The 25,071-nt window shown below is 49.3% G+C and carries 21 protein-coding genes and 2 pseudogenes; 15 read left to right on the top strand and 8 right to left on the bottom strand.

The features are described from left to right. The coding region (locus ACR0QW_RS06850; protein ID WP_432642436.1) for an IS3 family transposase at positions 1–78 on the top strand (78 nt) is incomplete at its 5' end. Positions 79–163: 85 nt separating this feature from the next. Here ACR0QW_RS06850 and ACR0QW_RS06845 read toward each other — a convergent pair. From ACR0QW_RS06845 to ACR0QW_RS06825, 5 genes and pseudogenes are all read right to left on the bottom strand, one after another. Beyond that, complete coding sequence (locus ACR0QW_RS06845; RefSeq protein ID WP_432642961.1) at positions 164–718, bottom strand: helix-turn-helix domain-containing protein; 555 nt, start codon at positions 716–718, stop codon at positions 164–166. Positions 719–843: 125 nt separating this feature from the next. Continuing rightward, positions 844–1,986: a metallo-dependent hydrolase gene (locus tag ACR0QW_RS06840; RefSeq protein ID WP_432642960.1), complete on the bottom strand. Its 1,143-nt coding sequence runs from the start codon at positions 1,984–1,986 to the stop codon at positions 844–846. 59 nt (positions 1,987–2,045) lie between these two features. Next, positions 2,046–2,954, bottom strand: a complete 909-nt coding sequence (locus tag ACR0QW_RS06835; protein ID WP_432642962.1) for a TRAP transporter substrate-binding protein — start codon at positions 2,952–2,954, stop codon at positions 2,046–2,048. Positions 2,955–3,101: 147 nt separating this feature from the next. Then, positions 3,102–4,385: pseudogene (locus tag ACR0QW_RS06830) on the bottom strand (TRAP transporter large permease); the annotation flags it as partial. Positions 4,386–4,389: 4 nt separating this feature from the next. Continuing rightward, positions 4,390–4,917 (bottom strand): TRAP transporter small permease, encoded by a 528-nt coding sequence (locus tag ACR0QW_RS06825; RefSeq protein ID WP_432642959.1) that lies wholly within the window; start codon positions 4,915–4,917, stop codon positions 4,390–4,392. A gap of 164 nt (positions 4,918–5,081) precedes the next feature. On the opposite strand from ACR0QW_RS06825, the gene ACR0QW_RS06820 reads away from it, so the two are divergent. From ACR0QW_RS06820 to ggt, 4 genes are all read left to right on the top strand, one after another. Further along, positions 5,082–6,062 carry a LysR family transcriptional regulator gene (locus tag ACR0QW_RS06820; RefSeq protein ID WP_432642958.1) on the top strand — a complete coding sequence of 327 codons (981 nt, stop codon included), beginning with the start codon at positions 5,082–5,084 and terminating at the stop codon, positions 6,060–6,062. A 37-nt stretch (positions 6,063–6,099) separates the two neighbouring features. Next, positions 6,100–6,771: a GntR family transcriptional regulator gene (locus tag ACR0QW_RS06815; protein ID WP_432642957.1), complete on the top strand. Its 672-nt coding sequence runs from the start codon at positions 6,100–6,102 to the stop codon at positions 6,769–6,771. Between the two features lie 239 nt (positions 6,772–7,010). Continuing rightward, positions 7,011–8,387 (top strand): sodium:solute symporter family protein, encoded by a 1,377-nt coding sequence (locus ACR0QW_RS06810; protein WP_432642956.1) that lies wholly within the window; start codon positions 7,011–7,013, stop codon positions 8,385–8,387. Then, positions 8,384–10,102, top strand: coding sequence for a gamma-glutamyltransferase (ggt, locus tag ACR0QW_RS06805; RefSeq protein WP_432642955.1), 1,719 nt, complete (start codon positions 8,384–8,386; stop codon positions 10,100–10,102). The genes ACR0QW_RS06810 and ggt overlap by 4 nt, the downstream gene beginning before the upstream one ends. A 110-nt stretch (positions 10,103–10,212) precedes the next feature. On the opposite strand, the gene ACR0QW_RS06800 is transcribed toward ggt, so the two are convergent. Further along, positions 10,213–10,614: an FCD domain-containing protein gene (locus ACR0QW_RS06800; protein ID WP_432642954.1), complete on the bottom strand. Its 402-nt coding sequence runs from the start codon at positions 10,612–10,614 to the stop codon at positions 10,213–10,215. A gap of 3 nt (positions 10,615–10,617) precedes the next feature. Between ACR0QW_RS06800 and ACR0QW_RS06795 the strand changes: the two are divergent. The 3 genes and pseudogenes from ACR0QW_RS06795 to ACR0QW_RS06785 form a co-directional block, all read left to right on the top strand. Beyond that, a pseudogene (locus tag ACR0QW_RS06795) lies at positions 10,618–10,929 on the top strand (aconitase family protein); the annotation flags it as partial. A gap of 14 nt (positions 10,930–10,943) precedes the next feature. Then, positions 10,944–11,450: a 3-isopropylmalate dehydratase small subunit gene (locus tag ACR0QW_RS06790; RefSeq protein ID WP_432642953.1), complete on the top strand. Its 507-nt coding sequence runs from the start codon at positions 10,944–10,946 to the stop codon at positions 11,448–11,450. A 146-nt stretch (positions 11,451–11,596) separates the two neighbouring features. Then, positions 11,597–12,931 (top strand): GntP family permease, encoded by a 1,335-nt coding sequence (locus ACR0QW_RS06785; RefSeq protein WP_432642952.1) that lies wholly within the window; start codon positions 11,597–11,599, stop codon positions 12,929–12,931. Positions 12,932–13,069: 138 nt separating this feature from the next. Here ACR0QW_RS06785 and ACR0QW_RS06780 read toward each other — a convergent pair whose 3' ends face one another. Then, positions 13,070–14,050, bottom strand: a complete 981-nt coding sequence (locus ACR0QW_RS06780; protein ID WP_432642951.1) for a LysR family transcriptional regulator — start codon at positions 14,048–14,050, stop codon at positions 13,070–13,072. A gap of 143 nt (positions 14,051–14,193) precedes the next feature. Here ACR0QW_RS06780 and ACR0QW_RS06775 point away from each other — a divergent pair, with 143 nt between their 5' ends. The 4 genes from ACR0QW_RS06775 to ACR0QW_RS06760 all read left to right on the top strand — a co-directional run bounded on the left by ACR0QW_RS06775 (position 14,194) and on the right by ACR0QW_RS06760 (position 19,758). Further along, entirely contained in the window at positions 14,194–15,567 is a 1,374-nt protein-coding gene (locus ACR0QW_RS06775; RefSeq protein WP_432642950.1) for a M20/M25/M40 family metallo-hydrolase, read from the top strand. 5 nt (positions 15,568–15,572) lie between these two features. Beyond that, entirely contained in the window at positions 15,573–16,862 is a 1,290-nt protein-coding gene (locus tag ACR0QW_RS06770) for a 2-hydroxycarboxylate transporter family protein (protein WP_432642949.1), read from the top strand. Between the two features lie 102 nt (positions 16,863–16,964). Further along, complete coding sequence (locus ACR0QW_RS06765) at positions 16,965–18,356, top strand: YfcC family protein (RefSeq protein ID WP_432642948.1); 1,392 nt, start codon at positions 16,965–16,967, stop codon at positions 18,354–18,356. 19 nt (positions 18,357–18,375) lie between these two features. Further along, positions 18,376–19,758 carry a C69 family dipeptidase gene (locus tag ACR0QW_RS06760; protein WP_432642947.1) on the top strand — a complete coding sequence of 461 codons (1,383 nt, stop codon included), beginning with the start codon at positions 18,376–18,378 and terminating at the stop codon, positions 19,756–19,758. A gap of 270 nt (positions 19,759–20,028) precedes the next feature. Here ACR0QW_RS06760 and ACR0QW_RS06755 read toward each other — a convergent pair whose 3' ends face one another. After that, on the bottom strand, positions 20,029–20,952 hold the full coding sequence (locus ACR0QW_RS06755) for a LysR family transcriptional regulator (RefSeq protein WP_432642946.1): 924 nt from the start codon (positions 20,950–20,952) through the stop codon (positions 20,029–20,031). Positions 20,953–21,080: 128 nt separating this feature from the next. On the opposite strand from ACR0QW_RS06755, the gene ACR0QW_RS06750 reads away from it, so the two are divergent. The 3 genes from ACR0QW_RS06750 to gltS all read left to right on the top strand — a co-directional run bounded on the left by ACR0QW_RS06750 (position 21,081) and on the right by gltS (position 24,891). Then, positions 21,081–21,971: a DUF6282 family protein gene (locus tag ACR0QW_RS06750; protein WP_432642945.1), complete on the top strand. Its 891-nt coding sequence runs from the start codon at positions 21,081–21,083 to the stop codon at positions 21,969–21,971. Between the two features lie 23 nt (positions 21,972–21,994). After that, positions 21,995–23,308, top strand: coding sequence for an SLC13 family permease (locus ACR0QW_RS06745; protein WP_432642944.1), 1,314 nt, complete (start codon positions 21,995–21,997; stop codon positions 23,306–23,308). A 344-nt stretch (positions 23,309–23,652) separates the two neighbouring features. Further along, entirely contained in the window at positions 23,653–24,891 is a 1,239-nt protein-coding gene (gene gltS / locus ACR0QW_RS06740; protein ID WP_432642943.1) for a sodium/glutamate symporter, read from the top strand. Positions 24,892–25,071: the final 180 nt, after the last annotated feature.

Raw genomic sequence — 25,071 nt, 5'->3', positions numbered from 1 at the left:
TACAATGAGCAAAGGATTAAGGAAAGATTAGGTTGGAAGAGTCCTGTCCAATACAGACTCTCGCAACAGGCTGCATAAAAAAGTAACGAGATGGCACAACCATCTCGTTACTAAGGTCTAACTTTTTGGGGTCACATCAAAATTGATGGCAGGCTTTTTCTTGTCAAAAGGAGGGTGGGTTGACGGCAAAAATTACACGGACCAGATGTCGGGAATTGTTGGTCCATTGATGAGGATGATGAGGCAAAATCCGGATACTGTCGCCTTCGTTCAGCTCATAGATATGATCATCTACCATAATTTGTACCGAACCTTCCAGTACATAGGCAGTCTCTTCTCCTTTATGGCCTCGTGGTGCTTTGTTGGTTGATGTAGCGGTAGGAATTTCCATGAGGATGAACTCAATGGAACTTTCTGTATCCGGGGTCAGCAGTTTATAGGTGACTTCCGTCCCCCAATGTCCAATGATTTGATGCTTTCCCTTACGGACAATCTGGTCTTCTGCTGAAGGCTCCTGGGGTTTGAAAAATTTGTATAGAGGAACATCCAGGGCTTCAGCAATGTTCTTCAATGAATTGATGGAAGGATTGACAATGTTGTTTTCAATCTGGCTGAGCATGGAGGCAGAAATTTCTGCACGGGTGGCAAGTTCCCGCAAACTCATTCTGGCAGCTTTCCGGTATTCCTGGATCCGGCCTCCAATATCCATATCTTCCATAAGGGCATGCTCCTTTGCTGGGGAATTTTAGTTCTTTTATTGTACCATAGAACGGGAAAAGAAACGGAGTGGGGACAAAAAATCCCCGGTGTATATCTGAAATATATCCGGGGGAAGAGAGAACTTTATAAAAAATCAGCCTGGCAATAGACGCATTGACCTTCTTTGAAAGTCATCTGTGGAATCAGTACTTCGTGGCCCTGAAGATGGTTTCCATTGATATCCATATATTCCACATCTTTTTGCTTACGTTTCCAGATGACCAGATCAGCAGGAGAAGCTTCCTGCAAGCTTCCCAGATCTGGCTGGCCAATAATCCTGGAAGGATTCCGGGTAGCACAATCGATGATTGTCTCCCAGCTCATTCCGAATTCTCGGTATTTGGACAGGATACGGGGAAGAGAATAAAGCGGCGGCAGGAACCAGCTGGATTGATTGTTATCGGAACTGATGATATCAGGTAGGAATCCCTGGGCAATAGCTTTTTGAGCAGTTTCCAGATCGAAATTGCTGCGTCCGTTGGAGGCATCGAATAATATGCCTCTTTTTTTGGCTTCCCAGAGTCCTGGAAGGACTTTACCTTCTTTGTCCAGACAGGTATGCTCACCTCGATTCTGATAGATATGGCAGATGACATCTCCAGGTCGTAACAGGGCTGCCAGCTCATCTAAAGACAACGTACAGTCAGTGACATGGACGATGACCCGGGTATGGGCCTTTTCGGCGATTTCTACAGTCCGTTTCAACGAAGCTCTGGCCATTTCAGGAGAGGGAATGATGTTTTTAGAAATGCGGGTCTTAAGGCCTACCAGTTCCTGAGGATAACGCTGGAACAATTTCAGGATTTTTTCTTCGTCAAAGTAGCGGGGATCCAGATTTTCCGGATAGCGATCGTTGGATTGACCTCCCGAAGCCACCAGAAGGTAACTGAGCAGGCGGACGGAGGAATGGATCATAATGGTATTGTGAAACAGTTCAAAATTGCCGGCTCCGGCTGTGCCGCCATCTACCGCTGTGGTAATTCCCATGCAGAAGGAAGATGCATCGGCGTTGACCCCGTTTTCACTTCCCTGATAAAAGTAGTGAGTGTGATAATCGATTAGGCCCGGGGTAAGAAAATAATTCGCAGCATCAATTGTCTGGACCGGACCGGCAGGCATTTCTCTTTCATCATACAGAAGTTTTCCATTGGCGAGAAATAAATCTTTCTGTATGGTTTTACCAATTCCGGGATCATAGAGTCGTCCCTGTCTGATTGCAAAATTCATTATGGATCAGAACCTTTCCGGCCCTCTTTGAAGATTTCGCTTCAGAGGGCCTTTGGTATTTAATTTTGTGCCTTGGCCTGCTGGATGGCCTGCAGCAGCTGATCAACGATATCGTTGCCCAGATCTTTGCGAACCATCTCATAAACCACCTGACTCTTTTGCCGCATTTCGGCGATTACAGAAGGCTCCAGGGTGATAATCTGACAGCCGGCATTGATACAAGTCTGTTTGTATTGCTGAATGCTCTTGTCGGCCTTGGCATTCCCATAGGCAGTGGCTGCTTTGGCACATTCATCCACCAGCTGCCGTACGTTATCCGGCAGAGAGTTGTAGACATCCTTGTTCATGAAGAAGGTGATGATATGGCCGATGTGGTTGGTTTCGATGACATATTTTTGGACTTCCTGGACATTGTTTCCCACGATGTTCATATAAGGATTTTCCTGTCCATCAATGGTCCCCTGCTGCAACCCCATGAATACTTCTGTGAACTGCATGGGAGTTGAAGCGGCACCCAGGGAATTCCAGTAGGCAATGTGGTATTTGTTGGTCATTACACGGATCTTCTGGCCTTGGAGGTCTTCCAGTTTGGTGACTTTTTTATTGGTGGTCAGTTCCCGGAACCCGGCATCCGAGTAGCCCAGCATCTGGATACCACCGGCGTTGCAGTACTGATTCATGACTTTGGGAAAGTCTCCGTTCAAAACGGCACGCATCTGTTGCACGTTATCGAACAGGTTGGGCAGGTCAAAGACGGCATATTGCGGGATGAAGTCTACCAGGTCGGTGGTCATTCCGGTACCGATGTCGATGGAACCGCTGACCACCGCTTCGGTGAATTCAGTGGTGTTGCCCAATTGGCCGCTGGGGTAGATATCAACCGTGATTTTACCTCCGGATTTCTGTTCCAGCAGGTGCGCAAATTCGGCCACCATCTTGTAGTTGATGGAGGATTCAGCTACGGTCATGGCTGCTCTCCAATGGTACTCAGAAGGAATTTCACTGGGATCCAGGGACTTGATACTTTTACCATAGTCATCTGCATCAGCTTCCAGGGCTTTGCCGATATCTCCGGAAGTTGCTACTTTGGCTTCTTCTTTGGAAAGAGCACTCACCAGTCCCATGGAAATTCCGGGGATGTTGGTGATGAAGCAGAGGGAAATCAGGAAGGCTGTCAGGAAAGGAACTACGGAACGGGCCAGTTTTAGCATGGGAATCTTGGTCATACCCGAAGCTACGAACAGGTTGATGCCCATGGGTGGGGTGACCATTCCGATGGCCAGGTTGCAGGTCATGATGATGCCGAAGTGGATCGGATCCACTCCCAGTGCAGAAGCGATAGGAACCATAATCGGAGTCAGGATCATGATGTTGGGGATGTTGTCGATGAACATGCCACATACCAGCATAATCAGGTTCATGATCAGCAATACAACATATTTGTTATCAGATACGGCCAGGACTGCCTGGCTGATGGTCTGGGGATAACGGAGCAGCGTCAGGACTTTGGCAAAAGCAGAAGCTGCAGCAATGACGAATAGGATGTTGACGTAGGTGCCGGCACCCTTGGTGAATACGCGGCCCAGATCTTTGAAAGCCAGGGTCTTATAAACAAACAGGCAGATGAACAGACCGTAGAATACGCTGATGACGGCTGCTTCCGTGGGGGAGCAGACACCGGAATAGATGGTTCCCAGGATAATGACCGGAGTCATCAGGGCAAAGAAGCTTTCTTTGAACAGTTTCCAGAGACCAAGCGCATGCAGTTCTTCATACCGCTGATTCAATTTGGCTTTGTCTTCCCCATGCTTTTTGCAGTAGATATAGCAATACAGCATCAGGGAAAAGCCTATCAGCAGGCCGGGGAAAATACCGGCGATGAATAGCTTGGAAGGAGAGCAGTTGGCAATGGAAGCATATACGATATAGGAAATGCTGGGAGGGATGATAACACCCAGTCCCCCGGCTACGGTCACAATGGAAGTGGCAAAGATCTTATCATAGCCCATGGAAACCAGGAAGGGGATGGTCATGGCACCTACTGCTGAGACTGTAGCCGGAGAAGATCCGGAAATAGCCGCATAGAACATGCAGGTGGTAACTACGGCGCAGGGAAAACCAGCTGTTTTGTTCCCGATGAAATATCCGAAGAAATTGAACAGCTTCTTGGAAATACCACCCCGGGCCATGATCATGCCGGAAACCATGAACAGAGGAACAGCCAGCAGAGTAAAACTGTTCAGCCCGGAAAACATGGCGCGGGCAACATCGTTTACACCAAAGGAAAAATGCGGGTTGAGCAGATTCGGCGTCATGGAAAGTAGAGTAAAGACACCGCCTACAGGAAGACTGATGACGAGCAGGATGGCTAGCAGGATAAAAAACAGACTGATGGACATGGTGTCAATCCTCCTTTTCTTCTTTGGCGGCGAAATCTTTGCTGTTATCAGCTTCTACCGTGATTTTTCCTTTGAGTAAAAAGAAAATCAGCTGCAAGTAGCGGAAAATACCCAGCAGGATACCGATGCCCATGGCCCAGTAAATTTTGGCTACCGGGATTCCCAACGCAGGGCTGGCCTGATGGATCAATGCAGCTTTGCCGATGAGCCCCGTGGTGCCTTTGAACAGGAGGAACAGGATACCCAGCATCAGTACAGAACAAATGATTTCGAGAACCTTACGCAGATTGACGGGCAGCATGGATGTGAATGTGTCTACTTTCAGACTGACTCCTCGACGGACGGCACAGGGCAGGCAATAAAAAGCGGATAAGGCCAGCAGGTAGCAGCAGACTTCATCGGACCAGGTCAAAGCATGGTGGAAGAAATACCGCATAATGACGTTGGCAAAAGAAAGAAAACACATGATGGCCAGCATAATGGCCAGAATGACGATTTCCAGATTTTTGTCGAGCCATTTTACAACTTTCATTTTCCTTCGACTCCCTTCAAGCAGATTGGTTGGTGTTAGTTCGTGTGCGCAAAACGAAAACTTTCGAAACCTTCTGATATCTATTCTAGGGAATTGACGAAAGAAAGTAAACGTGCTAATAATGATGATGATTAGAAGCAAACGTACGAACAAGGAGGGACAAAATGGATCTGAAAACATTGGAGTATGTGGTGACCATTGCTCAATGTGGAAATATATCCCGGGCCGCAGAAAAACTTTATATTACCCAATCGGGCTTGAACCAGCAGCTGATCAAATTGGAAAACAGCCTGGGATTGAAATTGTTCGAACGGGATCATCACCATCTGCACATTACCAAAGCAGGAGAAATTTATGTAAAAAATGCTATGGAGATCCTGCGCATCCAACGGAATACATTTACTCAATTAAATGATCTGAAACAGGATATCCAGGGGGAAATCCGCATGGGACTGACTCATGAGCATGGTATTGATTTGTTCACAGCCATTTATCCGAATTTTCATGAACGCTATCCCAATATCAGCTTTTCTTTAGTGGAGCGGATTGTGGAAGCACAATACAGGATGCTGGAAGAAGGTTCTCTGGATTTGGGAATTGTGCTGTTGAAGGAGGCCTCCGGAAATATCACTCGAAATTGTGTGTTCCAGACAATTTATGAGGAGGACCTCTTACTGGGAATTCCTCTGGATCATCCACTGGCAAAGCGTACTGTGCCTATTTCTGAAGGGAAACCTTTGCGCGTCATCGATTTGCATCTGTTTGCCAATGACCCATTTGCTTTGATCTTTGATACTTCGACCATGCGGCAGGAAGTCATCAATCCTATGTTTGAAGAATATGGTTTCCATCCGCGGATTTTGATTGAAACGGCCATGAACAGTGCCTTGGCTCAGCTGGTGAGCAAGGGTATCTGTTGCACAATCCTTCCGCATTCCCGGGTACTGGCTAGCTCTTATCGGGATCAGTGTGCCTGGTTCCGGATGCTGGGGAACCCCACCTGGCACGTATCGTTCGTCCATCGGAAAGATTATCGGCTGGGCGGCAATCTGGAATATCTGGTGGAACAGGCCCAGGCTTATGGGAAAACGATGGAAAGAGAATTTGAGAAACACAGTCCCCATTATCGGGATATGGATGAATAGGGACAATATAAGAGGAATCAGAAAGAAGGAAAGTCCTATGCAAGGGAGAAATGAAAAGAATCCAGAACGTCAAACGTATAAGGAACAGGCCTATCAGCGGATTAAAGATGCGATTTTGTTTAATCGGTTCCGGATCGGGGCCATCTATTCCCAGGAAAGCATCTGCAAAGAGCTGGGCATCAGCAAGACCCCGTTGCGGGAAGCGTTGCTGGAACTGCAGACAGATGGGTATGTGACTTTCTGCCGGGGAAGAGGGGTGCTGATTCAGCCGGTTTCTTACGAAAGAGCCAGAGACATCTTGGAATCCAGGATGCTGATGGAGCCACTATGCGCTCAATTGGCTGCTCAACGGGCAACAGAGGAGGACTTGTTGAAAATGCAGCAGCTTCTGACTTCTCTGCAGGAGGGACTTCCATCAGAAGATGGACAGAAACTGTATCGCATTGATCATGGCTTCCATCGAGCTGTAATCCGGGCTGCTCATAACGAGATGTTCTATCGGTTTTTGGATGTGGTCCTGGATCATTATCTGCGCTTTGAAGTGAAGAGTGTCTATAACAATTCCATCGATGCCCAAAAAGTCTATCGGGAACATTTAAAGCTCTACGAAGCAATTGCTAGGAAAGATGGGAAAAAAGCCTTTAAGGCCATGGAGAGCCATTTGAAGAATTCTTTTGCCAGGACATTATCGGTATATTGGAATAAGTAATATATTACTTATGACTGTATATATGTGGAAAATCCTATTGATTCTTAAAGATAATACCGCTATACTGTAATAAATAGAGAAATAGAAACAAGAAATTTAGAAGAAAACAATTGTAGTAATATATTTAATAAAACAAATACTTCGACTGCACTAATATATTTCTTTTGGTGGTTTACCGGCAGATAAACTTTTTGAGTTTGTCTGTTGTATATATCATTTTCATCAAAGGAGGGTTTGGTATGTTAGTTGCGGTTTGGGTCATTACCTTTTGTCTGATCATTGGCATCGGTGTTTATGCCGGTTCCAACATCAAAGCTGCCAGCCAGTGGTCCGGTGGGGATCGTACGCTGGGTGCCTGGTCTTTGGGCTGCGTATTTGCGGCCTGGCAGATTGGCGGGATGGCAATTGTAGGTGCTGCTCAAAATGGGTATAATCTGGGTATTTCGGGTGCCTGGTACTCCATTGCGGGCAGTTTTTATTTTATCTTCCTGGCCTTCTTTGCCAAATTGATTCGTGAAAATCTGCCCAGCGAATCTGTTCCAGAATATCTGCAATTGAAGTTCGGGAACAAAACGGCTCGTCTTTATTCCTATGCCTGGATTGTGTATGGGTTCCTATACATTCCTATCCAGTTGAAAACGGTTTCCAGTATTGTACAAATCGTATTGCCCGGACTGAGCGTTAGTTGGGCTATGCTGATCGGGGTAACTATTGCCGTGGTCTATACCAGCTTTTCCGGGATGCGTGGTGCTTCGGCTGTAGGCCGGGTGGTCTGCATCGGGACCTATATTCTGCTGATGGGTTTTGTGTTCACCACATTGCCGAAATTCGGGAACTATAGCGGATTGCTGGCGAAACTGCCGACTCAATATGCTTCCTGGCACAATATGCCTACTCACCGGATTATTGCCTGGATTGTAGGCGGGTGTATCAGTACGGCTGTAATGCAGTCGGTCCTGCAGCCTCTGCTGTCGGCTAAATCTCCGGAAGCGGCTCGTACAGGGTCTATTCTGGGTTATGTGATCGCTGCTCCTATCTGTATCTTGACGGCTATTTGCGGGATGTTTTCCAAAGCAGCCGGTGCTGATTTGGGGAATGGAACCACGGCTTTTGCCTATGCTATCAAGATGTTCAGCAGCCCGTTGTTTGCTGGTGTCGTCTTTGCTTTTGCTACCATGATCATTGCAGCTACTATGGCTACCATGATGCTGGCAACTGGAACCATTATCACCAATGTGTATAAGACAGAAATCAATCCTCAGGCAGATGATGCCAAAGTCTTGAAAATTTCCAAATGGATTACTTTCATCTTTGCTTACCTGACCTTGCTGCCGGCCAACCTGATTCCCAGCAATGCGCTGACCAACCTGTTCCTGACACTGCAGCATGTGGCGGCGGCTCCTGTCAGCTTTTCCATTTTAGCCGGGATTATGTGGAAAAAGATTACGCCCCAGGGTGCTTTCTGGAGCATGCTTTGCGGCATGATCGTAGGGGTGGCCTGGATGTTCCTGAAGCTGACGGATATGCTGGAAGCGGTATACCCTGTAGTACTGGTAACCTATACGGTAGGGATCGTTGTATCCCTGATGACGGGAAAGAAGAGTGAAGCAGCATGACACAGACGAAAAAAGAAATTTATATGTGGCCTTCTTATTGGGGAAAACCGGTTGCTCGTGGTTCCCGGGGTGCCATCAGCAGCAACAGCATATATGCCACCCGAGCTGGCCTGGAAATCCTGAAAAAAGGTGGCAATGCCTTTGATGCAGCCGTGGCTGTATCACTGGCCCTTTCTGTGGTGGAACCTCATCATTCCGGACTGGGAGGAGGGTGCTTTTCCCTGCTCTATGTAGCCAAAGAAAAGAAATTCGTGGCCCTGGATGGCCGGGGGATTGCCCCTAAGGCAGCAGGACCAGATCTGTTCATCAAGGACGGGGAAGTCCAGGATGAATGGAAAGACCTGGGCGGGCAATCTGTGGCAGTGCCCGGTCTCCTTCGCACACTGGAGAAAATCCTGCAGAAATATGGGACACTGACCTGGAAGGATGTGGCCGCACCGGCTATTCGACTGGCGGAAGAAGGCTTTGGAACCGGGTACACGGAATCTCTAACCATGGAAGACGATTCTGTGCGGCGGAAACGGAGACTTTCCGCCGCATTCCGCAAACTCTACCTGAAACCAGATGACAGTGCCTATGGGTTTGGTGAAAAACAGACCAATCCGGAGATCGGAAAACTGTTGGAAACCATTGCTGAAAAAGGTGCCGATGCTTTTTACACTGGGCCGGTAGCCCAGCAGATGGTGGATTTGATCAATGAACGGGGCGGCTGTTTTTCTCTTAGTGATTTTACGGAATATCATCCCAAATATCGGCAGGTCATGCACACCACCTATCATGGGACCGATGTAGTTTCCTTCGGGCCGCCCAGCGGTGGCTGTGCCGTGTTGGAAATGCTGAATATACTGGAACATCGGGATGTGCGGAAAACGGGGCAGAATACAGCGGCAACCATCCATGCACTGGCAGAATCCATGAAATTGGGCTTTGCTGACAGGAGCCAGGCCTTGGGGGATCCGGATTTTGTCCAGGTGGATACGGATCGGCTGATCAGCAAGAAATTTGCGGATGAACGGGCCGCGTTGATGACGGATCAGGCAGGAGAGTTTGCGGCAGCCAAAGACATTGCTGCCAAAGAATATCCAGGCAATACGTCTCATTTTGTGGTCATGGATGCGGACGGAAATGCTTTTTCGCAAACACAGACAGTCCGTGACTGGTATGGCTGCGGGATTGTGGTGGATGGTTTGGGCTTTGTCCTGAACAATGCCATGAGCGATTTTTCCGCTGAAGCTGGGGCCATCACCAGTCAGGGGCTGAGTTATGGGATGGCCAACAGTATTGCCGGCGGCAAAACACCGCTTTCCAGTATGGCACCCAGCATGGTTTGCAGGGATGGCAAACCGTTTCTGGCCATTGGGGCAGCTGGGGGCCCGAGGATTATTACCGGTATTGTACAGGGCATCGTCAATGCGGTGGATTTTGGTCTGACGCCGGAACGGCTGGTAGGGCTGCCGTTTATCCATTGCCAGACAAAAAAACAGGGGCTGGAGGTGGAATTGGGCATTTCAGATGATACGCTGGTTCTGTTGGAAAAAAGGGGCCATCAGATTATGAGGGTGCCCAGTGACCAAGCCATGAGTACGATGCTGAATAGTGTCATGTGCAAAGACGGTGAGTTCTATGCAGCTGGAACCAAACGGGTGGATGGCTGTGGTGGGGCACTGCTGCCCGATGGTCATATGGTCCTGGAAGGTGTCAGTCAGGAAGGATAAAGAAGATAGAGGTTGTGAAATAGTGGCCTCATGAAAACGAAAAAGAGGGCCGTGAAGAAATGAATCCTCATTTCTTCACGGTCCCCTTTTTTAATTAATTCAAACAAAAATTATTTATTTCGATTTTCAAGATAAGCGAGGACGTTTTCCTCGCTTCGTTTAATATGCTTCTCCATAGCTTTTTTGGCTGCTGCTGATTTATGGTCGCGGATGTCTTTTAAAATCTCGATATGTTCTTCTGTCGAGAGACGATAATGCTTTTGTTCTTCAGGGATAGCGTGACCAGTACTTGGACCATTCCACAGTTCCATAAGATAAGTCGTTAATTTTTGGTTATCAGCAGCTTCCCAAATGGCCATATGAATGGCTTGATTTAGCTCCTCATAATTTTTATCATCAATCGTATCAATGTGGGATTGCATATCCGTTAATTTAGCAATGTATGAATCTGCCTCTTTTAAATCATTTTGTGCAGCTTTAGCTGCGGCTGTAGACTCCAATAAGATGCGCATCTCAAAAGTATCCTTGAATACACCCGACTGGTGGTCATCCCCGCTTCTACGGAAGTGATGCAGAAATGCCTAGAAAAAGGCTATATCCAGGATTTGATGGCTGCCGGGGCCACCATCTCCACGCCGGGCTGCGGTGCCTGCCTGGGTGCTCATGAAGGCGTCCTGACGGCCGGTGAAGTATGCATTACCAGCACGAACCGGAACTTCCCGGGCCGGATGGGATCTACGGAAGCCAGGATGTATCTGGCCAGCCCTGCTACTGTAGCGGCCAGCATGGTGACGGGCTATATCACGGATCCGCGGAAGTATCTGTAAGGGAGGCATTTGGAATGGAAACGAAAATTACGGGAAAAATCATTGTAGTAGGCAACAACATCGATACGGACCAGATCTATCCGGGCCGCTATCTGGATATCGTGGACCCCAAGGAAATCGGCAGCCACTGCCTGTGCGGCGTGGATGAAAACATTGCGGCGACCTTCCCCAAAGGCGGGATGGTGGTGGCCGGGCGGAACTTCGGCTGCGGCTCTTCCCGGGAACACGCTCCCATCGCCCTCTTGAACATGGGCGCCAAGGCCGTGCTGGCGGATTCCTTCGCCCGGATCTTCTTCCGGAACGCCGTGAACCTGGGCCTTCTGCCCATCATCTGCAAAGGCCTGAGCCAAAAGGTCAAGGACGGCATGACGCTGACCCTGGATCTGGAAAAATATGAAGTGACGGTACAGGAAACCGGCGAATCCTACTCCTGTGAAAAACTGGGACCCCAGGCCATGAAGATCCTGGAAGCCGGTGGCATCAAACCTCTGATGCGGAAGAAATTCGGCAAGGAAAAATAAGGAAAGGTGAACGAAATGGAATTGGATCAGTTGCTTCTTTTGGGTTCACTGCTTGTGATCGGCAGCTGCTTTGTGTGGAAAGTCAGGAAGTTTAAAAAAGAACATGACGGGAAGCAGACTGGACATAAGAAGGGAGAGAAAACATCATGTCAATTGAATTGGTGTTCGTAATCGGTATCACCGTACTGTTGTTCCTGTGTCTGAAGGTCAAGGCCAACGCCTTCATTGCCCTTTTGGCAACGGCGCTCATCATGGGGCTGCTTTCCGGCATGGGCGGGCCTGCCACGATTAAGGCCATCACCAGCGGTTTCGCTAAAACGGTGCAGAGCATCGGAATCGTCATCATCTTCGGGATTTTGCTGGGGAACTACCTGGATGCTGCCAAAGGCACGAACCGGATGGCCATCGACGCCGTACGGCTGGTTGGACAGAAACGGGCCGGTCTGGCCATGGCCATCACCGGGTATTTGGTTTCCATCCCCGTGTTCTCTGATGCTGCCTGCGTCATCCTGGCTCCTCTGGTCAAGGCCATCCACAAGAAGACCCATATTCCCCTGGCTGTACTGGCCGTGAGCTTGTCGGCCGGGTTACTGGCAACCCATGTGTACGTGCCGCCGACTCCCGGTCCGCTGGCCGCAGCCGGGCTGCTGGGGATCGATATTGGCCAGGCTATCATGTGGGGCGCTTTTGCCGCCGTGTTCATGACGGCCGGTGGCTGGCTCTTTGCCGAAATCTATCTGCGGACCCGTCCGCAAAGCTATTACCAGTTCCAGCCGGATGCGGAAAAAGAGGAAGAGGCTGTTTTTGATGATAATACCGATGATCTGCCGGGGACCCTGGCCAGCCTGATTCCGCTGGTAGTGCCGCTGCTCCTGATCGTAGGGAACACCACGGCTGCCATGATGCTGCCCAAGAAACATCCGATCCTGGCTGTGACTTCCTTCGTCGGCGATGCCAACATGGCTCTGGCCATCGGGTCCGTCTTGGCCATCATCACACTGGGCAAGCGGATCGGCGGCGAGAAGGTCCTGAAAATCATGGACTCCACGCTGAAAGATGCTGGCCCCATCGTGTTCATCACTTCTGCCGGTGGTGCGCTGGGTGCCGTACTGAAAGCTTCTGGTGCTGGTGCCAGCCTGGCACAAATGGTTATCAATACAGGGCTGCCTTTCATCCTAATCCCGTTTGTAATTTCGGGTTTGCTGAAAGTTGTACAAGGGAGCGGTACTGTTGCTGTAACGACTGCTGCTACGTTGTGTGCTCCGATTGCAAGCAGCCTGGGCCTTAATCCGATTTTGATTTTCCTTGCGTCGGGTGCTGGTGCCCGTTCCTGCTGTCATGTCAATGACTCGTATTTCTGGGTATATACGAACTGCATGGGATTTGACATGAAAACAGGCCTAAAGACGTTGTCTCTCGGTAATATCTTTATGGCACTGGGTGGGTTGTTAGCCACTTATATTGCCAGCATCTGGCTGTGAAATTTAAATATAGTAAGAAGCACCTACTTCGAGATGGAGAGTAGGTGCTTTTTTGTTAACGAATTGTCAAGTTCAATACAACGTTCTTGAAAAGTAAACCTCTATAGTCCGGCCTTGATAATTTTCAGCAAGTAACGTTTAAGATTTTTTTCTTATTGTCAATAACTGACATACTGGAATTGTCATTTCAGATTGTTCTCGATAAAGCCGCTGGATGAAGTGAATACATTCTGTCTTGAACGGAGTGGCTTTTTCATTCTTCGGAGTATAGATCCAGCGCTGACGGGTGAGGAGGGGGCTTTCTAGAGAAAAATAGGCCATGGGATAAATGAGCCCAATCCGCAAGGGTGTCCGGATTGGGCAAAATGCGGCACCCAGACCTGCAGAAGCAAGCCGGAGGGCAGTTTCATTTCTGGCTGTTTCCATAACGATATGGGGATGGATATGGTACTTTTGAAAAATCAGACGAGCTGTCTGGCCCATACCTAAAGAATTGTTGCAAAGAACAAAATCTAAAGAATTTATTTCTGCAGGATTTAAATAATAGGGAGTAAGAGGTGAATTGTTCCCCAAATCAAATTGTCGGCAAATGGGAAAAGATTGGGGGATAGCCAATAATATAGGCTCATTCTCTAAATGGGTCAGAGAAAATTCATCTGGATCCTTAGGACTGGTTTGTGCCATCAATGCCAAGTCGATTTGATGGCTTTGGAGTTTTTCTTTTAGCAAGTTATTCTGTCCTTCTAGAATCTTTAGCTGTAAATTTGGATACTTCCGCTTCAGGCCCAGAAGAATATACGGGAGATTGAGAGAACAGGCTTCGGGTGTCATTCCCAGGTGGAGATACTGTGGCTGCGTAGCTGAAGGGGACTGAAGTTCGTCCAGCAATTGTTTTTGGAGCATCAGGATTGCATCAGCTTTTTTTAAAAACAGTTTCCCTGCAGGGGTAAAAGTGATGGGAACTTGATTTCGATTTATGAGCTTGATTCCCAGGTTCTGCTCCAGACGATTTATATATTTCGTTAAAGCAGGCTGGCTGATATAGAGCGATTGGGCTGCCTGGGTCAGCGTTTCACTGTGGGCAATGGCCAGGATGTATTCATAGGCATGGGCCAGCATGCAATCACCTCCATGAAATAATGTTATGCAGAAAAGACAAAAAATTCATTAGAACGATAAAAACAATAATATTATACTATAGAAAAAGACAAAATGAAAAGAGATGTGACATTTTAAACGTAAAATAAAACGAGGTGGGGAAAATGAATCAATTAGAAAAAATCTATTCCTATATGGATGCGCATCAGGATGAATATTTTAAGGAATTAAAAGAATTTATTGGTTATGGCAGTACAGCATCCTGCCCGGAAGAAAGAGAAAAGGCTCGGATGTTTATTGAAAAACGGTTTCAGAAGGCGGGAATTCCGGTAAAACGGGTTCCCATCTCTGAAGGGAATGCTCTGATTTGCGGGTGCATGCCAGGAAAGGGAAAACGTACTGTTCTCCTCTATAATCATTACGATGTAGTAGAACCTGGTGATCCGCAAAAATGGACTTCCGGTACTCCTTATCAATTGACAGAACGGAATGGTTATTTGTATGGCCGCGGTGTATCTGATAATAAGGGACCCTTGCTTTCTCGGGTGCAGGCTATTGAAGCTATTTTAAAAGTGCGAGGGGAATTGCCTGTCAATGTCCACTTCCTTTTTGAAGGGGATGAGGAAAGCGGCAGTCCGTCCATGATGCGGTTTGCCAAAACAAAGCCGGAGGAATTCCGTAAATATGTACAGGCTGATGTATGTTTTTGGGAAAATGGCCGACGGCAGGGAAATGGCGGCCCCTGGGCACGTTATGGGGTTCGTGGCAACTGCACATTTATTTTGAAAGTGCGGACGGCAAGCCATGATGTCCACGGTCGTATGGGAGCTGTAATTCCCAGTGCTTCCTGGAGGTTGGTATGGGCGTTGTCCACGTTAAAAGGAACTGATGAACGGATTCGTATTCCCGGATTTTATGATCATATCATCCAGCCGACAGATGAAGAAATGAAAGTGCTGGATGAGTTCCCTTATGATGAAAAAGAAAAACAGGAAAAACTGGGATTGGAACAATTTGTCCTGGGAGCATCGGGGACAGAATTGAAGAGACGGCTTTATTTTGAACCTACGATGTCTATCTGTGGCCTGGAAGCGGGAGAAATGTATAAAGGCCCACGGGGTATCGTTCCCCACGAAGCAACGGCAAGAGTTTCTTGTTATCTCGTTGCCAATCAGGATCCGAATCGAATTGCACAGGGAATGCGTCAGTATTTATTAGAACAGGGTTTTGGAGATGTGGAAGTAGTCTATGAGGAAGGTACTGTACCTGTAAAAACTCCTATCCAGATACCGGAAACCGCTTTATTGGAAAGTGTGGCACTGCAGGTTTATGGGAAACCTTTGGTAAAAGAAATTACTCAGCTGGGAGGAGGACCGGCTATTGCTCTGCGCTGGGTTCAGCCGGATTTGAAAATTATTGGGATTGGGCCTGGAAATACCAATGCGAATCATCATTCTCCGGATGAAAATATCCGGAAAGAAGACTACTTGAAATCGATGAAAATGCTGGCTGCATTCTTGTTTACTTATGGGGAGTGAGTAATATGAGAATACCATTTAATGAAAAAAGCAATTGGAATGTAATGGGAGTTCCCATGGCTGTGTATTTATTGTTCTCAGCAATCGTTTTTGCAGCTATGTATACCAATCATCTACCTAAATCCTTATATGGCGGAATTGCAGTATGCATGGTTTATGGATACGGACTTAGATTTATCATTGAGCATGTAAGAATATTGAAAAAGACGATTGGCCTGGCAGCCTGCAGCATTACTACAGCTTTGTTCGTATACTGGCATTGGATTCCGGATGCTACGGTAAAAATCGTTAAAGGGACAATCAACGGAAACACGGATCTTCTGGGATTTTTTGTAGGGGCATTGCTTTGCGGCAGTATCATGGGCATGGATCGAAAAATGCTCATTAGGGCTGGTTCGCGGTATTTTATCCCCATTATTGGCGGGATTCTGTTTTCTTATGGATTTACGGCATTGTTGGGAGAATTCTTGGGGTTTTCAGCTAAAGAAACGATCCTGCTCATTGTGGGTCCTATCATGGGTGGCGGAAATGGCGCCGGTGCAGTTCCTATGTCGGAAATCTACGCAGCGGCAACAGGCCAGACGGCAGGGGAAATTTATTCGAAAATCATTCCAGCAGTAACGATGGGAAACTGGATGGCTGTACTAGGAGCTGTGGTCCTGAATATGTTGGGAGAAGCAAAGCCTTCTTTGACAGGGAATGGCGCACTGATGCAAGGTACAACCGTGGAAAACTCAAGTACACATTACCCTTATTCGTTTGAGATGAAAGATTTGGGGATTGGTATGGCGATGACGGCTGGATTCATGGTATTTGGTAAACTGGCCAATATGTTCGTTCCTACTCTGCATGCTTATGCCTTTACTATCATTGCAGTGGCTGCTACGAAAATCATTGGGTTCCTGCCGGAAAAAGTGGAGTATTGCGTGGTAGAATGGTATCAATTCATCCGGGAAAATTTCCTGGTGGTGATTATGGCTGGCGTCGGGATCGCTATGTTTAATATTGCTTCCATGTTGCAGGTTCTGACCTGGCAATATCTGGTACTGGTTATTACGGTTGTGGTGATGGCAGTGCTGGGAGCTGGACTCTTCGGATTACTGGTCAAATTCTACTTTGTGGAAAGTGCCCTTACTGCCGGTCTGTGTATGGCCAATGCTGGTGGTAACGGAGATGTCTATGTGCTGACAGCCTGCAACAGAATGGAATTGATGCCGTTTGCACAGATTTCTTCCCGATTGGGTGGGGCGTTAATACTAATTATCCAGAGCTTTATGATTCATTTGCTGCTTTGACATCATGTGTAGCGTTAAAAATGTCGATGGGGGTAATTCTCTATCGACATTTTGATGCTATAATTAGAATATTGCAATCATTCTAGAGTGAGGTTGGTTAGTATGAAAAAAAAGAAAGACGGCATCAATTTCAATCCCTATCTTGTCCTGCTGGCTATTGTCGTATTCTGTACTATTGTTTCTTACTTTGTTGCACCTGGTGCCTATGATCGGGAAAAAATCAATGGCCTGAATGTAGTTATTGCCAACAGCTACCATGCGGTTCCCCGGACGCCGGTTTCGTTCCTGGAAATGTATCGTTCCATTCCAAAAGGGCTGGAAGGAGCCGCCACCATGATGTTCGTGGTGATGATCATCGGTGGTGTGGTAGAGGTCTATAACCGAACCGGAGCCATTGGCGCAGGCATCAAATCTCTGCTGCAGCTATCTCATAAGATTTCCAGCCAGTGGATTCTGGCTGTGGTCATGCTTGTGTTTTGTGTTATCGGGGGAATCCTGGGTTGGTCTGAACAGATCATCCCATTTGTTCCCATCATCATTTCGTTGTCCCTGGCGTTGGGGTACGATTCTCTTGTGGGAATGGCCATTTCCGGGTTCGCCTGCCTGATTTCGTTTGCAGTAGGGCCTTTTAACGTTTATACCGTAGGTACAGCTGATGTGATTGCCAAGCTGCCTATGTTTTCCGGCTGGGAACTGCGGTTGGCGGTACTGATTATCGTTACCGGACTCAGCCTGTTCTGGGTTCTCCGGTATGCCGCAAAAATCAAAAAGGATCCATCCCAATCTCTGATGAAGGATATCGACCAATCAGATTTGAAAATTGCCATTCCGGAAGATGTCCATATGGACGGAAAGAAAACAGCTTCTTTACTCATTATGGCTGCTTGTTTTGCCTTTACAATCTTTGGCCTGCTGACGTACAAATGGTCTTTCAATGAAATGGGGGCCATTTTTCTGATAGGGGCAACGGCTGTAGGCATCATCAATCGTATGGGCCCGACGGATATGACCAATGCGCTGGTCAAAGGGGCTCAGGACGCATTCCCTGGTGCTTTGATTATCGGGTTGGCCCGGTCTATTCAGGTGGTCATGGCTGACGGCGGATTGGTAGATCCTCTGGTTCATGGCTTATCCAGCCTGATGGGAACAGCATCCACCTATAGTTCTGCTGTAGGGATGTTCATTGCGAACTTGTTCATCAATGCGTTGATTCCTTCCGGGAGTGGACAGGCTATGGCTGTGATGCCTATTATGATACCGCTGGCAGATATGCTTCACATTACCCGCCAGACCGCTGTTCTGGCTTTTCAATTCGGCGATGGGATTTCCAACACGTTATGGTTCACCAATGGGACTTTGCTGATTTATTGCGGACTGGCTAAAGTTCCCCTGAAAATCTGGTATAAATTCATCATTCCGCTGCAGGTCGTCTTCTTCGTGATGCAGCTGGTATTCCTGTATATCGCTGTTTCTACAGGATACGGTCCTTTCTGAGAAAGGTGTGAGAACTGACATGGCAGAATTACTTTCTTGTGATACACTGGCGGTGGCGGCTGACAGCAGCGCTTACCACTGCAATATGATGGCAAAAAACAGTGATCGTCCCATTGGGGAAGCCCAGCCTCTGCAATGGTTCCCAGCGGCTGATCATATGGAAGGGGAAGAACTGGCCATTACGGGCATGACGATTCCCCAGGTCAGCCATACATATGGCGTGCTTGGTTCAAAGCCGTACTGGATGTATGGCTTTGAAATGGGGGCCAATGACCAGGGCGTGATTATTGGCAATGAAGCCGAAAATTCCCGGGATAAAGATGTGGAAACGGTGGAAGGTATCCTGGGGATGGACCTGCTGCGGCTGGGGCTGGAACGGGGCGCTACAGCCCGGGAATCCCTGGATGTGATTGTCTCGTTGTTGACGCAATACGGGCAATTGCGAAATGCCAGTGCCTTGTACCAATCCCATTATGAAAATTCCTTTATCATCATCGACCCGAAAGAAATCTGGATTTTGGAAACAGCCGGGAGACGGTACGTGGCCAAATGGGTACAAAGTGGTGTGGCCAATATCGGCAACTGCTATACGATAGAAAAAGAGTTCGACCTGGCTTCTCCCGATCTGGAAGCACATGCCAGAGAGAATGGCTGGCTGCTGCCGGATGAAGCGTTTAACTTTTCCAAGGCCTATATGAAGGATTTTGCGGCCCAGACACTGGCCATTCCCCGATGGCGGCGGGTACGGCAGCTGTCCCGGAACGTGGCGAAACATGATCTGGCCAGCCTGAAACGGATTTTCCGGGATCATTATGAGGATGATCCGGTACTGTCTCCCCGGTATGGGGCGTCTACCGGGTATCTGCCCACTGTCTGCCGACATGCGCTGCAGTGGGATATGAGCCAGACCGGCTCTTCTATGATTGCCTGGTACCGGGAAGGCATCGGCGTCGTTGTCAGAGAAGCTTATACCCAGCCCTGCTGTTCTCTTTACTTACTGTCGTATACAGGAATCCTGCTGCCGGAAAAGATGGCTTATGCAGAAGGCCAGTTCTCTGAGAAATCCTTGTGGTGGCTGATGGATCGTCTGGCGAAAATCATCGGGATCGATTATGACCGGTTTGCGCCTGGTGTCAAAGAAAGAGCAAACGCGATTGAAACGGAAATCGAAGAATTGGCGGCTGATGCAGAAATGAAAGCTGCGAGGGCTGAAGAACAGGAGAAAAAACAAATCCTTTTTGCTTTGATGGAAACCTGTGCAAAGAAAGCAGAGAAATTTGCCATCGAAGAGTATGGACGGATCAAGGAAGAATTGAAAGCGGCTGGTGTCCAAGAACTGTGTGGTCCCAGAGCGGATTTCCTGAAAAAATATGCTGAAGTGACGAAGATGGAGATTCTTTAAAAGATAACACCATCATTTTATTGGAAATAAAAGCGAAAAGAGCTGTGGAGAAATGGATAAATCGTTCTCCACAGCTCTTTTTTGAAAAAATGGACATTCGAGGGAGGGCGTACTGTTGATACGCCCCTACGCAAACAAAGTATCAGGTTCGGTAAAACTCCGTATGGATTCGTAGAAGTCTGCGAAGCAGACCGGCGGTGAACCTATCCCCGCAACGTACGCTTCGACCGTATCGCGATACAACTCCGACTGCAGGCCGGAGCTTGCTTTTTATTTTTCCCCCAGCACCTCAAAAATCACTTTTTCCAACGTCTTCGTGGCTTTCGAATGGTACCTTCCCGGGGCCATGGCGGTGCCCAGGGCGATGGAGGTACCGTCCTTGCCCAAGGAGAGCAGCTGGGCCCGGTGGAAGTACTGGCGGCTGCTGGCGTAGGTGAAGGCCAGCCCCAGACCGCTGGCTCCCAGGGAGGCGGCGAACAGGGCGGACAGGTTCTCGTTGTAGTAGGTGGGGTTCATGCCGTGGCGCAGGAAGATCCGCCGGGCTTCCCGGCCCAGGATGGTATCGTAGCCGCTGAGCAGGAATTCGTAGCAGGCGGCGTCTTCGATGTTGATATACTGGGACAGCTGGGAAGGGTGCCGGGCGGCCTGGCCCTGGTGGACACACTGCATGACGGGGTGGTCGGGGCTGGTGATCAGGCAGATTTCGTCTTCCATCAGGAAATGGGCCTGGATGCGGCTGCGTTTTTCGGGCATGGCCAGGATGGCCAGGTCGATCTTGCCGGAAAGGAGGAGCTGTTCCAGGGCCAGGGAGTTTTCTTCTACAATCTGCACCCGGATGTCGGGGTATTTCTGCTGGAAGGCGTGGAGGACGGGCGGCAGCAGGAAGGAACCCCGGAAGGAGCTGATGCCCAGGATCACGTGTCCTCCTTTTAAATTGCCAATGTCCTGGATTTCATCCTTGGCCCGGTGGAATTCGGACAGGGTTTCGGAGGCGAACCGGATCATCCGCCTGCCCGGTTCGGTGGGGCGGATGCCGCTGGGAGTGCGGATAAAAAGTTTGTAGCCCAGCTGGGATTCGGTCTGGCTCAGGAACTGGGAAAGGCTGGACTGGGCCATGAACAGGCGTTCTGCAGCCCGGGATATGCTCTTTTCTTCGGCCAGGGTAATCAAATACTGGAGTTCGTGGAGATCCATGATATGTATCCTTTCTGCTATCGGTTTTTCCGATACAATATATCGCTTTTTATCGGGTTCTGCAATAGGAAGGAAACAGATACACTAATCATGTGATTCAGAAAACTTGGATAATGAGGGAGAATATCATGAGCAGAGTTTCGTTGAAAGGCATTTGTGATATGCATGTGCATACCAATCCGGATCTGCGGCTGCGGGCCTACAATGACCTGGAGCTGGCGGATGCGGCGGTACGGGTGGGGGCCCGGGCCATTGTAATCAAGTCGCACCTGGGCTTTACGGTAAACCGGGCAAACATTGTCAACGCCTATGTGAAGAAGGTGTACGGCGACAAGACCGATTTCACCATGTATGGCGGCGTGGTCATGAACAAGGTCATCGGCGGGGTCAACCCGGAAGCCGTGGAAAAGGGGCTGCAGCTGGGGGCCAAGGTCATCTGGCTGCCCACCCAGTCGGCCCGGCGGCATCTGGAAAAAATGGGCAAGAACCCGGATGACGGCATCCAGCTGGTGCGTGACGGCAAAGTAATCCCCGAACTGGAAAGCGTATTCCAGCTGATCAGGGACCATCACGCCGTACTGGCTACGGCCCACGTTTCTCCGGAAGAAGCGTTCGTAGTGGTGGAGGCCGCCCGGAAGGCCGGCGTGGAAAAGATCGTGATTACCCATCCGGAATGGTGGGTGTGCAGTTATACCTTGGAAGATCAGCAGCGGCTGGTGAAGGATTATGATGTGATCCTGGAGCGGTGTTACGCCCAGAATATGGGCAAGGGCAAGAAGTACCACATGAATCTGCGGGAGAATGCGGAACTGATCCAGGCCGTGGGCTATGAGCATGTGATGGTGGATACGGACGGGGGCCAGACGGAAAACCCCGACTGGGAAACGGAAATCTACGAATACATGCACTACCTGGTGGAATACGGCATTCCCGAAGAACAGGTCTACTATATGACCAAGACCATTCCGTACCGGCTGCTGGATATTCCGGATGAACCGGTGGGTGCCTGCAAGGCCTAACGAATTCAGGGGAGGAAACCAAAATGTTGAGCGCTGCGATTATCCTGGCCATTGCCATTGCTATTTATCTGGGCTATAAAACCAGCCTGAATACCGGGCTGTTCTGTATCGTTTTTGCGTACCTGATCGGGTGCCTGGTCATGGGGCTGAAACCGAAGGCGGTGATCAGCTTCTGGCCTGTCAGCACCATGTTCGTCATCCTGTCGGTTTCGCTGTTCTACAATGTGGCGGCCATTAACGGGACCCTGGAAAAGATGTCCGGCTCCCTGCTGTATTCCTGCCGGAAATTCCCGGGAATGCTGCCCTATGCCCTGTTCGGCGTGGCGGTGGTCCTGTCCGTCATGGGAGCTACCTACTTCACCGTACTGGCTTTCCTGGCACCCATTACCCTGCTGATCTGCGATGAATCCCGGATGGACAAACTGACCGGGGCCGTGGCCATCAACAGCGGAGCCCTGTGCGGCGGCAATTTTCCCACTTCCAACCTGGGGGTCATCTTCCGGGGCCTGTCCGATACTGCCTATGAAACCCTGAAGCTGAAGGCTCCCATGGATTCCTTTGCCATGGAGATGGAAATTTTCCTGCTTTCCCTGGTATTTTCGCTGGTATTGATTACCGTATTCCGCTACGGGATCAAAGCCAACCGGAATATCGGCAAAGGGGTCGCCTTCAAACAGCCGGAACCGTTTACGCCGGTGCAGAAACAGACCCTGACTCTGATGCTGGTCATGATGGTGGTAGTTCTGGCGTTCCCGTTGCTGAAGATCTTTATGCCGGGGAATCCGACCATTGCCTATCTGGCGGGTAAAGTGGATGTAGGCCTGGTGGCCATCATCTTTGCAGTGATCGCCCTGCTCCTGAAACTGGCTCCTCAGAAGGAAGCCATTGCCAAAATCCCCTGGAACACCATTTTGATGATTGCCGGGGCCGGGATGCTGATTTCTGTAGCCGTCAAAGCCGGTACCATCAAGATGCTGAGCACCTGGGTGGGGGCCAACGTGCCCACGCCGCTGATCCCGCTGGCGTTTTCCATCATTGCGGCCATCATGAGTTTCTTCAGCTCTACTACAGGTGTGGTGGCACCTGCCCTGTTCCCGCTGATCCCGGGGCTGGCAGAAAGCACGGGGCTTTCTGCGGCGGCACTGTTTGCCTGCACGGTGCTGGGCGCACAGTCCAGTGCCATCAGCCCGTTCTCTTCCGGCGGTTCCCTGATCCTGGGATCCACGCCGAAGGAAGAAGACCGGACCACTTTGTTCAACAAGCTGCTCCTGCGGGCCGTGCCGGTGAGTGTGCTGGCCTGTGCAGCGTATAACTTCCTGGTTGCCTTTGTGATGTAAACAGAAAACAGCAGCGCTGGCGGTGAGAGGGCACCGTCGGCGCTGTTGTTTTTTCAAGATGATAAAATGAATCTGGTCGTCCAATCACAAAAATCTAGAAATTTTATCGCGTTTTATCACAAAATTCATGGGAAAATCAGGTGGTTCATCACAGAATTTTTAACAGAGGGTACGTTCGTCTTTTAACAAAGCTGATTTTTGCGTCCAAAAGAATACAAAATACCTGCCTGTCTTGTGGACAATTCTGTCTTTCTTTTGACGATTTACGGATGGAATTATGCTACAATATCCTAAACCTGTAAATCAGCGTGGAGGATGACTCCACCGGGAAAGAGGGGGATACCATGTCCATCGTTTTCTTGAACAACGTATTGACCATCAAGGCGGATGCCATCTGTACGGCGGCGCTGGCAGCTGTGATGCTGCTGATCGGGTACTGGGTGAAGAGCCATGTGGGGGCCCTGCAGAAGTATTGCATCCCGGCACCGGTAGTAGGGGGCTTCCTGTTCATGTTCGTGACTTTCATCGGGCACCAGAGCGGGAGTTTCGGTTTTGCGTTCGATACCTATTACCAGAATCCGTTCATGCTGGCGTTCTTTACCACGGTAGGCCTGGGAGCTTCCCTTTCCCTTCTGAAAAAGGGCGGCGGGCTGCTGATCATCTACTGGCTGGTTTCGGGGATCATTTCCGTCTTCCAGAATGGAATCGGCATTGCCATCAGCAAGGCCACCGGACTGGCGGAACCCTATGCGCTCCTGGCCAGTGCCATTTCCATGATCGGGGGTCACGGGGCTGCCGGGGCCTACGGCAAAACCTTTGTGGAAATGGGTTATCCGGCCGGGATGGAAGTGGGGGCGGCGGCAGCTACCTTTGGACTGATTTCGGCGGTGCTGCTGGGTGGTCCTCTGGGCCGGTTCCTTATTGAAAAATACCACCTGAAGCCGGATGCATCGGAAGACTTCGATACGGATGTGGAAAATGTGAATGCGGCCAGCGGCGAAAAGCTGGCCGGCCTGGATATCATCAAGAACGTAACGGCCATCCTGGTGTGCATGGCCCTGGGCACAGTGGTTTCCGGCTGGATCGGCAAGCTGATCCACATGAGCTTCCCCACCTACGTAGGCGCCATGTTCCTGGCGGTACTGTGGCGGAACCTGAATGAAAAATTCCATTTTTACCACTTCAGCTTCTCTCTGGTGGATTCCATCGGTGATGTGATGCTGAACCTGTATCTGGCCATTGCGCTGATGACCCTGCGGCTGTGGGAACTGTCGGGCCTGTTGGGCGGCGTGGTCCTGGTGGTGGCGGCCCAGGTGGTATTCATGGCTCTGGCCTGCTACTTTGTAGTCTTCCGGGTACTGGGCAGCAACTACGACGCGGCGGTGATGTGTGCCGGGCTGTGCGGCCACGGGCTGGGGGCAACGCCGTCAGCTATTGTGAACATGACAGCCATCAAGGACAAGTACGGCATGAGCCGGAAGGCATTCATGATCGTTCCCATCGTGGGGGCATTCCTGGTGGATGTGATCTATCAGCCCCAGACCATAGCGTTCATCAAGTTCTTTGTAAAAGCGGTAAAATAAGAAAAAACGGCGACCGCCAGTTGGCGGCCGTCGTTTTTTCTGGTTCTATAATAAATGTTGGGGTCTTGTGGACTTCCTGTTCACAAGACCCCTATGTTTTATATAAAATAAGACATACCTAAACTGAATTTCAACTCAACCACCACGAAGAACTGAAAGGAGCATAGATATGTCTCGTTA

The organism is Acidaminococcus sp. (genome assembly GCF_050873445.1).
Taxonomy (GTDB): Bacteria; Bacillota; Negativicutes; order Acidaminococcales; family Acidaminococcaceae; genus Acidaminococcus.
Note: the sequence above shows the minus strand (reverse complement) of the source record. Positions and strands in the feature narration are given on the sequence as shown.

Coding starts and splice junctions, on each gene's coding strand:
- gltS (WP_432642943.1), top strand. CDS start 23,653: ATGTCCATCGTTTTCTTGAACAACGTATTGACCATCAAGGCGGATGCC.
- ACR0QW_RS06790 (WP_432642953.1), top strand. CDS start 10,944: ATGGAAACGAAAATTACGGGAAAAATCATTGTAGTAGGCAACAACATC.
- ACR0QW_RS06815 (WP_432642957.1), top strand. CDS start 6,100: ATGCAAGGGAGAAATGAAAAGAATCCAGAACGTCAAACGTATAAGGAA.
- ACR0QW_RS06755 (WP_432642946.1), bottom strand. CDS start 20,952: ATGGATCTCCACGAACTCCAGTATTTGATTACCCTGGCCGAAGAAAAG.
- ACR0QW_RS06765 (WP_432642948.1), top strand. CDS start 16,965: ATGAAAAAAAAGAAAGACGGCATCAATTTCAATCCCTATCTTGTCCTG.
- ACR0QW_RS06760 (WP_432642947.1), top strand. CDS start 18,376: ATGGCAGAATTACTTTCTTGTGATACACTGGCGGTGGCGGCTGACAGC.
- ACR0QW_RS06785 (WP_432642952.1), top strand. CDS start 11,597: ATGTCAATTGAATTGGTGTTCGTAATCGGTATCACCGTACTGTTGTTC.
- ACR0QW_RS06845 (WP_432642961.1), bottom strand. CDS start 718: ATGGAAGATATGGATATTGGAGGCCGGATCCAGGAATACCGGAAAGCT.
- ACR0QW_RS06810 (WP_432642956.1), top strand. CDS start 7,011: ATGTTAGTTGCGGTTTGGGTCATTACCTTTTGTCTGATCATTGGCATC.
- ACR0QW_RS06745 (WP_432642944.1), top strand. CDS start 21,995: ATGTTGAGCGCTGCGATTATCCTGGCCATTGCCATTGCTATTTATCTG.
- ACR0QW_RS06770 (WP_432642949.1), top strand. CDS start 15,573: ATGAGAATACCATTTAATGAAAAAAGCAATTGGAATGTAATGGGAGTT.
- ACR0QW_RS06835 (WP_432642962.1), bottom strand. CDS start 2,954: ATGACCGTAGCTGAATCCTCCATCAACTACAAGATGGTGGCCGAATTT.
- ACR0QW_RS06800 (WP_432642954.1), bottom strand. CDS start 10,614: ATGCGCATCTTATTGGAGTCTACAGCCGCAGCTAAAGCTGCACAAAAT.
- ACR0QW_RS06820 (WP_432642958.1), top strand. CDS start 5,082: ATGGATCTGAAAACATTGGAGTATGTGGTGACCATTGCTCAATGTGGA.
- ACR0QW_RS06780 (WP_432642951.1), bottom strand. CDS start 14,050: ATGCTGGCCCATGCCTATGAATACATCCTGGCCATTGCCCACAGTGAA.
- ACR0QW_RS06840 (WP_432642960.1), bottom strand. CDS start 1,986: ATGAATTTTGCAATCAGACAGGGACGACTCTATGATCCCGGAATTGGT.
- ACR0QW_RS06750 (WP_432642945.1), top strand. CDS start 21,081: ATGAGCAGAGTTTCGTTGAAAGGCATTTGTGATATGCATGTGCATACC.
- ggt (WP_432642955.1), top strand. CDS start 8,384: ATGACACAGACGAAAAAAGAAATTTATATGTGGCCTTCTTATTGGGGA.
- ACR0QW_RS06825 (WP_432642959.1), bottom strand. CDS start 4,917: ATGAAAGTTGTAAAATGGCTCGACAAAAATCTGGAAATCGTCATTCTG.
- ACR0QW_RS06775 (WP_432642950.1), top strand. CDS start 14,194: ATGAATCAATTAGAAAAAATCTATTCCTATATGGATGCGCATCAGGAT.